The sequence below is a fragment of the Anaeromyxobacter oryzae genome, assembly GCF_023169945.1.
GTDB classification, from domain to species: Bacteria; Myxococcota; Myxococcia; order Myxococcales; family Anaeromyxobacteraceae; genus Anaeromyxobacter; species Anaeromyxobacter oryzae.
Window position 1 is genome coordinate 6,357,472 of record NZ_AP025591.1, and the last position, 12,858, is coordinate 6,370,329.

Genomic DNA, 12,858 nt, shown 5'->3' on the forward strand with positions numbered 1-12,858 from the left:
GCGCGCCATCCCGGATCTTTTCCGGAGCGTCCCCGCAAGCGCTCTTTCCACCCCCGGTGGGAAGAGCGCCCGTCTGGTGCAGAAGATCTTGGCGGGCCGGCTACTCGGGGCGCGCGAGCGCCGCCTGGAGCGCCTCGACCACCTTCGCGGCGAGCTCGCCCTCGAGCCGGCGCCCTTCCGCCGTCCGGACGTAGAAGGCGTCGGCCGCCCGGTGGCCCTCGGTGGCGATGCGGGCGAGGTCCACGGACAGGCCGAGGTCGAAGAACGTTCGCGAGAGCGTGTGCAGCAGGCCCACCCGGTCCGCGGTGAAGACGTCGACGACCGAATGGCCGCGCGCCGAGTCGTTGTCGATCACGATCTTGGTCGGCACGCGCGGCAGCGGCTTCTGGGGGAGCGCCGAGGCGCGGAGCCGGCGGGCGAGCAGCGCGTCGAGCCCCTCCGCGCCCGAGAGGACGCGCACCAGATCGGCGCGGGCGGCGCGCCAGCGGACGGGCTCGACCGCGGACTCCTCGGGGCCCCGGAGCTCGAAGACGTCGAGCGCCCGCCCGGCGAGCCAGCCGAGCGCCGGGTCGTCCGGCGTCGAGAAGACCTCGGCGTGCTGGATGTCGATCCGGTGCGCCGCGAGGACGCCTGCGATGGTGGCGAGGAGCCCGGGGCGATCGCGCGCCGTGAGCGCCATCTCGGAGTAGCCGAGGAGCGGGTGGTGGCGGATCGAGGCGGCCGCGGTCGCCTCCCGGCCGAGCTCGAGGAGCCTGAGGTGCCGCGGCGCCTGGGCCGGCGAGACGGTCAGGAAGTAGCGCGCGGGCATCGCCTGGACGAAGCGGCCGCGATCCTCGGCGGACCACCGCGCGCGCTCGGCGAGCGCCGCGGACACGAGCTCGCGCCCCGCGGCCTCGGCGGTGCCGGGCTCGGGCCGCCGCTCACCCCGGGCGAGCACCTCGTGCGTCTTCTGGTACAGCTCGCGGAGGAGCCGCGCCTTCCACTCGGTCCAGGTGCGCGGGCCGACCGTGGCCATGTCCGCGTACGTGAGCAGGTAGAGCTTCTCGAGGCGGTCGATGGTCCCGACCTCCTCGGCGAACGCGTGGATGAGCTCCGGGTCCGAGAGATCGCGCCGCTGGGCGATGGCGCTCATCCGGAGGTGCTTCGCGACGAGCCACTCGATGTCGGCGGCGTCGGCCGGATCGACCCCGATGCGGACACAGGCCTCGGCGGCGATCTCGGCGCCGCGGGCGGAGTGGTCCTTCCCGCCGCCCTTCCCGATGTCGTGGAAGAGCGTCCCGAGGTACAGCCCGAGCGGCCGCTGGAGGCGCTGCATGACCTCCGTGAGCCCCTCCTCCTTCACGTCGCCGCACCGGAGCGCGAACAGCCTTCGCACGGCGAAGATGGTGTGAACGTCGACCGTGTACACGTGGTAGACGTCGATCTGCCGGCGCGCCGTGATCCGCCCGAACTCCGGCAGGACGCGCGGCAGGACGCCGATCTCGTGCATCAGCGAGAGGAAGCGCCCGCGCGTCCCCGGGCGCGTGAAGCACGCGAGCAGCTCCTGGTTCAGCTCCGGGTCGCTCGCCGCCTCCGGCGGGAGGTCGGCCGCGGCCTGCGCCGCGAGATCGCGCGCGTACGGATACAGGTCGAGGTGCTCGCGATCTGCGGCGCTGAACAGGCGGACGAGCGCCGCCGGCGAGCGGCGGAGGGCGTCCTTGTCGATGACCGTCAGGCGCCCGCGGAACACCTTCAGCTCGCCGCCGGGCAGGAACCGATCCGCGGCGCGCGGCGGCTGGCCCCGGAGGACCGGGACCGGCCGCTCCGCGCCGATCTGGGCCGCCGGCGGCGGCACCATCCGCCAGCCCATCTGGGTGACCGGCTCGAGGCACCGATCCACGATGGCGTCGCACGCCACGAGCACCGTCTTCGCGGCGAGGTAGTAGTGCCGCATGAACTCCTCGACGGCGGTGCCGCTCTCGCCGTCGCGGTAGCCCATCGCCTGGGCCACCTGCGGCTGGACGTCGAAGGTCAGCTGATCCCACTTGCGACCGGCGAGGTAGTGCATCTCGTTCCGGACGCGCCAGATGAAGTCGCGCGCCCGGCGCATCTCGCGGATCTCGCGCTCGGGCAGGAGCGCGCGGTTGAGCAGCTCGGTGATGCCCGCCACCTTGAACCGGACGCGCGCGAGCCACAGCGCCGACTGCAGGTCGCGGAGCCCGCCCTCGGACTCCTTCACGTTCGGCTCGAGCAGGTACAGCGAGTCGCCGAACTTCTCGCGGCGGCTGCGCATCTCGTCGAGCTTGTCCTGCAGGAACTTCTCCACCTTCGCCAGCGAGAGGCCGTGCAGCTCCTCGCGCTCCAGCTCGCGGTACAGGTCGCGATCCCCGGCGAGCCAGCGCAGGTCGAGCAGCGCGGTGCGCGCCGTGTGGTCCTCCGAGGCCATGTGATCGCAGGTCTTGAGATCCCGGACCGCGTAGCCCACCTCGAGCCGGAGATCCCAGAGCGCGTACACGAGGCGCTCGGCCGTGGTCTTCACGAAGGCGTCCGGCTTCCCCTCGCCGTGCAGGACGAGCAGGTCGACGTCGCTGAACGGCGCCAGGTCGCGCCGGCCGTAGCCGCCGAGCGCCACGAGCGACACCGGCGAGCGCGGCTGCGCCTTCGCCGCCTCGGCGATCGCGCGGTCCCACAGGACCCCCACGATCCGGTCCATCGCGGCGCTCTGCAGGCGCACCACGGTGTGGCCGCTCCCGCCCTCCCGGTGGACCTCCTCGACGAACCGCCGCTGCGCGGCGAAGTCCGCCTTCACGTCGCCGGTGAGCGGCGGGAGGTCCTGGACCTTGGTCTCGAACTCGAAGGGCGCGGCGGCCGGCAGGCTGGTGAGTGCGTCGGCGGGAGGCGGAGGAGGCATGGACGGAACAGTATAGCGTCGGCTCCGCCGCCCGCCCGCCGACCGCGATGCCCGGGCGCGGCGTGACCCGCGGCCGCGCTGCCCCGATTCCCGGCAGGCGCCCCGACCCCGGGCAGCGTCGCCCTCAGCGCGCGGCCGCGACCCGCGCGTCGGTCCGGGAGAACGCCACGACCGCGCGCGCGACCCCGGCGGCGACCTCGTCCTGGTACCGCTGCGAGGCGAGCCGCCGCTCCTCGTCGCGGTTCGAGATGAACGCGGTCTCGACGAGCACCGCCGGCATCCGCGCGCCGAGGAGGACGTAGAACAGCGCGCTCTTCACGCCGAGGTCCTGCACCCCCCCGACCCGGGCGCGGACGCCGGTGCAGACCTCGCGCTGGACGAGCTGCGCGAGCCGGTGGGACACGCCCGCGCTCGCCTTCGCGTCGAGGTCGGTGAGGATGCGCGCGACCTCGCCCTGCCCCTCCCCGCCGATGCCGTTCTCGCGGGCGGCGAGCCGCGCCGCGTAGCGATCGTCGGTGACGTTCAGGAAGTAGGTCTCGACGCCGGTGAGGCTCCGGCGCGGGTGCGCGTTCGCGTGAATCGACACGAAGAGATCGCCGCGCGCCGTGTTGGCGAGCGCGGTCCGCTCCTCGAGGGCGAGGTACCGGTCCGAGTCGCGGGTGAGGATCACCTCGAAGCCGTCTGCGCGGAGCTTCCTGGCGAGCCGCCGCGCGATCGCGAGCGTGACGTCCTTCTCGCGCACGCGCGACGGGCCGATGGCGCCCGGGTCGTAGCCGCCGTGGCCCGCGTCCACGACGATGCGCCGGATCGGGCCGCGCGGCGCCTCCTCGAGGAGCGCGGGCACGGGCTGGGCCGCCGCCGCCACGTCGGCCGGCCGCGGCGCGCCGCCGGACGCGGGCGCCTCGTGCGGCGCCTCCGCGACCGCGGGACGCCCGCGGGGATGCGCGCCGACGTCGACGATGAGGCGCGGCGGATCCTCGAGCGCGAAGAGCTGCACGGCGTCGCTGCCGGCGAGGTCGAGGACGACGCGGACCGTCTCCGAGTCGTTCTGCGCCGTGCGCACGCGATCGACCTGATCGCCCGCGATCGGCCGTGCCTCCGCCTTGCCGGAGAGCGTCGCCGGCCGGAGATCCACCGCGAGCCGGCGCGGGCGATCGCCCTCGGCCGGGAGCTCCTGCTTCTGCCAGCCGACCCAGTGAGAGAGGTAGATCGCGACGCGGGTGTAGTCTCCGCTCGACCAGGCGCGGACGTCGCTCACCGTCGCCGCGCCGGCCCCGCCGGAGTCGCCGAGCGGCCGCGGGTGCGCGGGAGCCGAGAGCTCGCGCACCGCCGCCTCGAGGGCGGGATCGGGCGGCGACTCGACCGTGTCGTCCTCCTCCTCCTCCGCGACGGCCGAGGCTTGGGCTGCGGGAGCCGGGGTGGCCGGAGCCGGTGCCGCCGCGGCGGTCGCTGGCCTCGCCCCCGTGGCGCGGGTCGACGCCTTCGGCGCGGGTGCCCGGACCGGCGCCGAAGGCGGCCTCTTCACCGCGGCGGCGTGGGCGGGGTGATCGTCGCCCGCCTCCCGCCGGATCGCGGCGGCGAGCGCGGCGCCGTCCTTCGCGCCGTGACGCGCCGCGCGCGTCGCGAGAGCGATGGCCGCCTCGCGGTCCGCCTCGATCGCCGACCAGCGGTACAGCGCGTAGCGCGCCCGCGCCGCCTCGAGCAGCGCGGGCGCGGTGTCCGGGCCGCGCGCCGCCCGGAGCAGGCCCGCGATGGCCCGCTCCCAGTGGTGGCGGAAGCGACGCCGGGTGCGGTCCTGCACGAGCGCGGCGAGCGCCGCGCGCGCCTCAGCGAGCGTCGGGGGGCGCTGCGCCTGCGGCGAGCCGGCCGCGCCCTTGGCGATGGCGCGCGGGCCCGGCGCCGGCCGGGCCTCGGGCTTGCGCCCCGCCGCCGCCGGCCGGTTCGGGGTCCGCGCGGCGCGCCGCGGCGCGGCGCCCCCGACCCCGGGGGCGAGCGTGAGCACGAGGAGCGCGAGGGCGAGCGGGCGGCGGCCCATGAGCCCGACTGTCACCGAGGTCGATATCGGCGTCCAATTTTCGGGCGACCCCGGACCGGGGCGCGAAACCTCCGCGCGGGCGGGCGTAAGATCCGTCCTCTCCTTCGGAGGTGTCCGATGGCTTCCCAGAAGCGGGTCGGTGTCGTGCTCTCGGGGTGCGGGTTCCTCGACGGCGCGGAGATCCAGGAGGCGGTGTGCACGCTCCTCTCCCTCGACCGACGCGGCACGGCCCTCGTGGCCGCAGCACCCGACATCGAGCAGCGCCACGTCGTCGATCACCTGCTCGGCGCGCCGGCGGAGGGCGAGTCGCGCCGCGTCCTCACCGAGGCCGCGCGCATCGTGCGCGGAAAGATCACCGACCTCGCGCACGTCTCCGCCTCGGGCCTCGACGCGCTCGTGTTCCCCGGCGGCTTCGGCGTCGCGAAGAACCTCTGCTCGTTCGCGATCGACGGCCGGAAGATGAAGGTCCTGCCCGAGGTCGAGCGGCTCGTCCGCGAGATGCGCGCGGCGCGGAAGCCGATGGGCTTCGTCTGCATCGCGCCGGTGCTCGCGGCGAAGCTCCTCGGCGGCGAGCAGGTGAAGGTCACGATCGGAGACGACGCGGAGACGGCTGCCGCGATCGAGTCCTGGGGCGCGCGACACGTGGAGTGCCGCGTCGAGGAGATCGTGGTGGACGAGCGGCTGAAGGTGGTGTCGACGCCCGCCTACATGCTCGGCCCCTGGATCGCCCCCGTCGCCGCGGGCATCGACAAGCTCGTCTCTGCCCTCCTGGAACTCGCCTCCTGAGACGCGTTCTCAGCCTGGGCGGGGTGCGACAATCCGGACGAAAATTTCCGAGCGCTCCCTGAATTTCGAGTAAAGTCCCGCGTCCGTATTCCGGGCGGGCTGGTCCGCCCCCGAACCCGAGGAGCGCCTCAAGTGACCAAGTACTTCGCTGCGATGTTCGCTGCTGTCGTCGTCGCCACCTCTGCCTTCGCGGCCGGCACCGGCCCGGAAACCATCACGCTCCAGGCGAAGCCCGGCAACGTGACCTTCCCGCACAAGGCTCACCAGGCGCGCGGCCTGAAGTGCGAGACCTGCCACGCCACGGCGGCCGGCGGCAAGATCGAGGGCTTCGGCAAGGACAAGGCCCACGCCCTCTGCGTCGAGTGCCACAAGAAGGAGGCGAAGGGCCCGACGAAGTGCGCTGACTGCCACAAGAAGGCGTAACGCAGTCGCATCGTCGCCATCGAGAGAGCGGGGCCGGGTGACCGGCCCCGTTTTCTTTTGGTGTACGTGATCGTCTTACGCGTGCGCGTGCCCCGGTACACGCTCACGCCCCGGACGCTTTGCCACACGCGGCCGATCTCCCTAGCGCGCTAGAGTCCGCGCCTCGCGACGGGAATCCCCCCGTCGACCATTGGACCGAGGGGAAACAACATGAAGCTCGTGCTTTCTTTCGTGGTCGCGGCGGTCCTCGCCGTCGGCACCGCGATGGCCGCTGAGGCGCCCGCGAAGGCCCTCACGCTCAAGGCGAAGCAGGGGGACGTCACCTTCAACCACAAGTCGCACGCCGCGCAGAAGTGCGAGGCCTGCCACCCGGCCGTGCCGCAGAAGGTGGAGCCGATCGGCAAGGACGCGGCCCACAAGCTCTGCGTCGAGTGCCACAAGAAGGAGGCGAAGGGCCCCGCGAAGTGCGCCGAGTGCCACAAGAAGGCGTGATCGCAGCAGCCTGAAGCCTGGGAATGCGACGGAGGCGGCCTGCGCGAGCGGGCCGCCTCCTTCTTTTCTACCCGAGCCGCTTCTTCCACGCGGCGAGCAGGTTCAGCGCGTCGAGGGGGCGGAGCGCGTCGAGGTCTAGGCCGCGGAGGTCCTTCGCGACCTCGCCCGCGGCGGGATCGGCCGGGGCGGCGAAGAGCCCGAGCTGGCTCGCCGGGTCGGGCCTCCGCCGGCGCCCGCGCGCGAGCGCCGCGTGCCCGCCCTCGTCGACCTCCATCGACTCGAGGTTCTTCAGGATCTCCCGGGCGCGGGCGAGCACCTCGGCGGGGAGGCCCGCGAGCTTCGCCACCTCGATGCCGTAGCTGCGCGACGCGCCGCCCGACACGAGCTTGCGGAGGAAGACGACCTGATCGCCGACCTCCCGCACCGCGACGGTGAGGTTCCGCACCGCCGGCCGCTCGCGGGCGAGGTCCTGCAGCTCGTGGTAGTGGGTCGCGAAGAGCGTCCGGCAGCCCTTCGCGTCGTGCAGGTGCTCCGCGACCGCCCACGCGATCGAGACCCCGTCGAACGTCGACGTGCCGCGGCCGATCTCGTCGAGCACCACGAGCGAGCGGCGCGTCGCGTTGTGGAGGATCGCGGCGGTCTCCGTCATCTCCACCATGAACGTCGACCTGCCCCGGGCGAGGTCGTCGGACGCGCCGACGCGGGTGAAGATCCGGTCGACGAGCCCGACCCGCGCGCGGCGCGCGGGCACGAAGCCGCCCATCTGCGCGAGCAGCGTCACGAGCGCCGCCTGGCGCATCACCGTGCTCTTGCCGGCCATGTTGGGGCCGGTGATGACGAGCACGGCGCCGTGCCCCTCGCACTCCGGCGCGCCGCGGGCGGCGACGAGCACGTCGTTCGGCACGAACCCGGCCGGCCCGTCCGGCAGCACCGCCTCGACCACGGGGTGCCGCCCGTCGACGATCTCCAGCACCTCCGAGTCGTCCACCGTCGGCCGCGCGTAGCCCCGCTCCGCCGCGACGCGGGCGAGCGACAGGACCGCGTCCGCCTCCGCGACGGCGTCCGCCGCGGTCCGGATCCGCGCCGCCTCGGCGGCGACCGCGGCCCGCAGGTCCTCGAAGATGCGCTCCTCGAGCGCGAACCGCCGCTCCTCGGCGGTGAGGACCTTCTCCTCGAACGACTTGAGCTCGGGCGTGACGAACCGCTCGCCGCCCACGGTCGTCTGGCGCCGCTCCCACTCCTTCGGCACGAGGTGGAGGTTCGCCTTCGTGACCTCGAGGTAGTACCCGAAGACCTTGTTGAAGCGGACCTTCAGCGACCCGATGCCGGTCCGCTCCTTCTCGCGCGCCTCGAGCGACGCGATGTAGCCCTTGCCGTCGTCCGCGATCGCGACGATCTCGTCGAGCTCCGCGGAGAACCCGCGCCGGACGATGCCGCCCTCCCGGAGGGTCGGGGGCGGCTCCTCCGCGACGGCCCGGTCGAGGTGCGCCGCGAGCGCCTCGAGGCCGCGCAGCCGCGCGCCGGCCTCGCGCAGGAGCGCGGCGCCGCGCGCGGCGAGGAGGTCCGCGAGCGCCGGGAGCGCGAGGAGCGCCCCGCAGAGCGCGCGGAGATCGCGACCGTTGCCCTGCCGCAGCACGAGCCTCGAGAGGAGGCGCTCGAGATCGGCGACGGGGCGGAGCGCGGCGGCGAGGTCCTCGCGGGCGACCGCCGACCCGACCAGCTCCTCCACGGCGTCGAGGCGCGCGCCGATGCGATCGAGATCGGTGAGCGGGTACCTGAGCCACTCCGCGAGGCGGCGGCCGCCGGGCGCGGTGACGGTGCGGTCGAGGAGCGCGAGCAACGTCCCCTTCTTCCGGCCGCCCGAGAGCGTGCGCTCGAGCTCGAGGTTCGTGCGCGTCGCCTCGTCGAGGAGGAGCACGTCGTCGGTGCGGAGCCGCGCGATGCGGTCCACGTGCGCCGGCGCGGCGCGCTGGGTGTCGGAGAGGTACGCCAGGGCGGCGGCCGCGGCGGCGAGCCCCGCCGCGAGCCCGCCGACGCCGAAGCCGTCGAGCGACGCCACGCGGAGGTGGCGCCGGAGCTTCTCCTCGCCGCGCTCGAACTCCGCGTCGTCGCGGCGCGCGGCCGGGACGCCCACCGCGCGGGCGATCGCGTCCACCCGCGCCGCGTCGGCGCCGCGGGCGAACACCAGCTCCCGGACGCCGGCGCGCCGCAGCTCGTCCACGAGCCGACCGTCGTCCCTCACCTCGCCGCACTGGAGCTGCCCGGTGGACGCGTCGAGGAGCGCGAGCCCACCGCCCGCCTCCGCGAGCGCGACCGCGCCGAGCCAGCTCGCCTCGCGCGGGTCGAGCACCTGATCGTCGAGGACCATGCCCGGCGTGACGACGCGGGTCACCTCCCGCTTCACGATCGTGTTCTTCCCCGGCTCCTCGACCTGGTCGCAGATCGCGACCTTGAAGCCCTTCTCGAGGAGCTTCGCGACGTAGCCGCGGGCGGCGTGGTGCGGCACGCCGCACATCGGCACCTTGTCGTCGCCCTTCGATCGCGCCGTCAGCGTGATCTGCAGCGCCTCGGACGCGGTGAGCGCGTCCTCGAAGAAGAGCTCGTAGAAGTCGCCCAGGCGGAAGAAGAGGAGCGCGTCGGGGTACCTCGCCTTCGTCTCGAGGTACTGCCGCATCATCGGCGTGTGCGCCTGGGCGATCTCCGGCATGGGCGAACGGTTCTACACCGAGCCCCCCACCCCCTGCACGTGCGCGTGGCGACCCCCGGATCGCGGTGTTAGAGTCGCGGGCCGATGCTGGGGAGGGCCTTCCAGGATCTGAACCGGCTGCGCCAGATCTCCTCGGCGATGGTCCGCCATGGCTTCGGCGCGTACGTCGAGCGGATGCGGCTCCGGGACGTGCTCGGCCGCGACGCCCCGCCGCCCGGCGAGCCCCTCCCCCCGCCCGACCGGAAGACCGCCGCCCGCTTCCGTACGATGCTCGGGGAGCTCGGCCCCACCTTCATCAAGCTCGGCCAGCTCCTCTCGTCCCGGCCCGACGTCCTCCCCGCACACTGGATCGAGGAGCTCGAGGCGCTGCAGGACGACTGTCCGCCGGTGCCGATCTCCGAGGTCCGGCGCGAGATCGAGCGGGGGCTCGGGAGGTCGGTCGAGGCCGTCTTCGCGGAGCTCGATCCCGTGCCGCTCGCGAGCGCGTCCATCGCCCAGGTGCACCGGGCGGTCACCCACGCCGGCGAGGCCGTGGTCGTGAAGGTGCAGCGGCCCCGGATCCGGGAGCAGGTCGAGTCGGACCTCGCCCTGCTCTACGACCTCGCGCGGTTGCTCGAGGCCGTCGTCGAGGAGACCGGCGTCTACACGCCGACCGGCGTCATCGAGGAGTTCGACCGCACGGTCCACGAGGAGCTCGACTTCACCAACGAGGCGCGGAACGCGCAGGCCATGGCGGCGAAGTCGACGGGCCGCGAGTTCCTCGTCGTCCCGCGAGTGCATGCCGGGCTCTCGTCGTCGACGATCCTCACGCTCGACTACGTGGAGGGCGTGAAGGTCTCCGACGTGACCGCCGAGGCGGGCTTCGACCTCGAGCAGGTCGCCCGGAACATCATCGAGGCCGCGTTCCGGCAGCTGTTCGAGGACGGCCTGTTCCACGGCGACCCGCACCCCGGGAACATCCTCGTGCTGCCCGGGAACCGGATCGCCCTCCTCGACTTCGGCCTCGTGGGCCGCCTCACGCGCGCGCAGCAGGAGGCGCTGGTCACCCTCATCGTGGCCGTGGCGCTGCGCGACCCGGAGTCGGTGGCCCGGATCCTGAACCGGATCGGCGTCCCCGACTCCCACACGCCCATCGCGGAGTTCCGCGAGGACATCCGCGGCATCCTCGACCGGTACCTCGGCCTCAAGCTCGACGAGATCCGGACCGCCACGCTCCTGCGCGATCTCCTCGATCTCGCGGTGCGGCACCGCATCCGGATCCCGAAGGAGTACGCGGTCCTCGCCAAGGCGTCGATCGCGGTCGAGGGCATCATCCGCCGGCTCTACCCGAAGCTCGACATCCTCGACGTCGGCCTGCCCTACGCGAAGGAGCTCCTCCTCTCCCGGTTCAACCCGAGCGACGCCTCGGGCGTCCTCATGAAGTCGTTCCTCAAGCTGCAGGCGCTGTCCGAGGACGTCCCGGCGCAGCTCTCGCAGATCCTGGTGGACCTCGAGGGCGGCAAGTTCCGCGTGAACGTCCACTCGGACGCGATCGACCGGCTCGGCGGCCACGTCCGGTCGCTCGGGGTCATGATCTTCCTCGGCCTCCTCGCGGCAGGGTTCACCGTGAGCGCGTTCGTGGTGCTCGCGACCGGGGGCCGCCCGGTGCTCTGGATCGGCGCCCTCGCGGTCGCAGCGCTGCTCTCGGGCGCGGCCGCGCTCTACCACGTCGCGACGCTGCGGCTCCGGAAGATCTCCGTCCGGCGGTTCCTGCAGCGCTAGGCGCGCGGGCGAGGCGAGCGCGCCGGGCCGCAGCCCCGGGAGATCATCCCTCCGCGCAGGCGAGCGCCGAGACGGTCCCGAGCCAGGCGAGGTCCACGGCGGCGCCGACGGCGGTCGCGAGCGCCGCGATCAGGAGCCCCGGCCCGGCGAGGAGCAGCGGTGACGCGCCGTCCGCGAGCGCCGTGAGCGCGTTGCCGGTCGCCTCGACGGACGCGGTGGCGAGCCCCGCGACGACCGCGAAGGTGATCGCGCCGAGGACGAAGGCGCCGGGCCGGTTCACGAACCGGCGCGTCGCCGCCGCGAACGCGACGAGCGGCCCCTCGCCGGTGACGGCCGCGCGGGCCACGGCGCCGTCGACCGCCGCGGAGAGCGCGATGGGGACGGCGACCGCGAGCGTGAGCGCGAGCGCGACCGGGGCCGCGAGCAGCGGCGAGGCGTGGCCCGAGGCGGCCGTGATCCGGGCGGCCCCGAGCGCGAGGACGACCGCGAAGCCGCCGCCCCCGAGCTCGGCGGCGAGGCCGAGGAGCGCGGTCCCGAGGACCCGCGGGAAGCCCCAGGCGACGCCGGCCGCGAACCCGTCCGCGCCCACGGGCGCCCTCGCCATGGCGGAGGCGAGGACCGGCGCCGCTCCGGCGAGGAACGCGAGCCGGAGCGCGGCGCCGGCGAGCACGCCGGCGAGCCAGAGGCCGGCGGCGATCGCGAGGAAGCGCTGCGAGGTCGCCGCCGCGAGCACGCCCTCCACCGGGGCGAGGAGATCGAGCGGTCGCGATCGCGCCGCGAGCACCGCCGCCTCGAGGAGGAGCCCCCAGGCGAACGCGAGGGCGGGCACCGCGAGCAGCCGCCGCAGGATGCCGACCGCGAGCCCGGCGGCGACGAGCCACCCCTCGCGCAGGAGCGCGCGGACGCCGAGGCCGATGGCGGCGCCGAGGGCGGGAGGCACGGCGGGACGGTAGCGGTCCGCCGCGCGCCCGGCAACGACCACCTGCCGCCCGCGGCGACGTTTTCTTGAAAGCGGCTGAACGCCGTGACAGGATACCTATGTTCAGGAGGTGACCCTACATGGACGGCCTCACCGACCGGCAGCTCGAGGTGCTCCGCTTCATCGCCCGGCAGATCGAGGACTGCGGGTACCCGCCCACGATCCGCGAGATCGGCGAGGCGCTCGACATCCGCTCGACGAACGGCGTGAACGATCACCTCAAGGCGCTCGAGCGCAAGGGCTACCTGACGCGCGATCCCGTGAAGTCGCGCGCGCTCATCCCCACCCCGGCGGCACGCGAGGCGCTGGGCGGCGACGGGGCGCCGGCCGGCAACGTGGTCCCGATCACGCGCGCTGCGGGCCGCCCCGGCGCGCGGATGGTCGAGATCCCGATCATCGGCCGCGTCGCGGCCGGGCAGCCGATCCTCGCGCAGGAGCGGATCGAGGACACCGTCCAGGTCGACTCGTTCCTCCTCGGGACGAACAAGAAGGTCTACGGGCTGCGCGTGCAGGGCGACTCGATGATCGGGGACGGGATCCTCCCCGGCGACTACGTCTTCGTGAAGAAGCAGCTGCACGCCGAGGACGGCGAGATCGTCGTCGCGATGATCGACGAGGAGGCGACCGTGAAGCGCGTGTACTTCGAGGGCGATCGCGTGCGCTTCCAGCCCTCGAACCCGCGGATGGCGCCGATCTACGTGCGCGAGTCGGACTTCCGGAGCACGATGATCCTCGGCGTCGTCGTGGGCATCTACCGCAAGCTCGGCTGAGACCGGTCGCCGCCT

At 74.0% G+C, this 12,858-nt stretch carries 9 protein-coding genes; 5 read left to right on the forward strand and 4 right to left on the reverse strand.

Going from position 1 to position 12,858, the window contains the following annotated elements; translation table 11 throughout:
* Positions 1–100 precede the first annotated feature (100 nt).
* Positions 101–2,890 carry a [protein-PII] uridylyltransferase gene (glnD, locus tag AMOR_RS27980; RefSeq protein ID WP_248356878.1) on the reverse strand — a complete coding sequence of 930 codons (2,790 nt, stop codon included), beginning with the start codon at positions 2,888–2,890 and terminating at the stop codon, positions 101–103.
* 124 nt (positions 2,891–3,014) lie between these two features.
* Entirely contained in the window at positions 3,015–4,925 is a 1,911-nt protein-coding gene (locus tag AMOR_RS27985) for an N-acetylmuramoyl-L-alanine amidase (protein WP_318653840.1), read from the reverse strand.
* 117 nt (positions 4,926–5,042) lie between these two features.
* On the opposite strand from AMOR_RS27985, the gene elbB reads away from it, so the two are divergent.
* From elbB to AMOR_RS28000, 3 genes are all read left to right on the forward strand, one after another.
* A complete protein-coding gene (elbB, locus tag AMOR_RS27990) occupies positions 5,043–5,711 on the forward strand; it encodes an isoprenoid biosynthesis glyoxalase ElbB (RefSeq protein ID WP_248356880.1) in 669 nt (222 codons plus the stop codon).
* Positions 5,712–5,843: 132 nt separating this feature from the next.
* Positions 5,844–6,134 (forward strand): cytochrome c3 family protein, encoded by a 291-nt coding sequence (locus AMOR_RS27995; RefSeq protein ID WP_248356882.1) that lies wholly within the window; start codon positions 5,844–5,846, stop codon positions 6,132–6,134.
* Between the two features lie 210 nt (positions 6,135–6,344).
* Positions 6,345–6,626: a cytochrome c3 family protein gene (locus tag AMOR_RS28000; protein ID WP_248356884.1), complete on the forward strand. Its 282-nt coding sequence runs from the start codon at positions 6,345–6,347 to the stop codon at positions 6,624–6,626.
* Positions 6,627–6,693: 67 nt separating this feature from the next.
* Here the strand turns inward: AMOR_RS28000 and mutS are convergent, their stop codons facing one another.
* Positions 6,694–9,333: a DNA mismatch repair protein MutS gene (gene mutS / locus AMOR_RS28005; RefSeq protein ID WP_248356886.1), complete on the reverse strand. Its 2,640-nt coding sequence runs from the start codon at positions 9,331–9,333 to the stop codon at positions 6,694–6,696.
* 84 nt (positions 9,334–9,417) lie between these two features.
* Here mutS and AMOR_RS28010 point away from each other — a divergent pair, with 84 nt between their 5' ends.
* Positions 9,418–11,094, forward strand: coding sequence for an ABC1 kinase family protein (locus AMOR_RS28010; protein WP_248356893.1), 1,677 nt, complete (start codon positions 9,418–9,420; stop codon positions 11,092–11,094).
* 43 nt (positions 11,095–11,137) lie between these two features.
* Here AMOR_RS28010 and AMOR_RS28015 read toward each other — a convergent pair whose 3' ends face one another.
* On the reverse strand, positions 11,138–12,034 hold the full coding sequence (locus AMOR_RS28015; RefSeq protein ID WP_248356894.1) for a hypothetical protein: 897 nt from the start codon (positions 12,032–12,034) through the stop codon (positions 11,138–11,140).
* A gap of 119 nt (positions 12,035–12,153) precedes the next feature.
* Between AMOR_RS28015 and lexA the strand changes: the two genes are divergently transcribed.
* A complete protein-coding gene (gene lexA / locus AMOR_RS28020) occupies positions 12,154–12,843 on the forward strand; it encodes a transcriptional repressor LexA (protein WP_248356901.1) in 690 nt (229 codons plus the stop codon).
* The last annotated feature ends 15 nt before the right edge of the window (positions 12,844–12,858 follow it).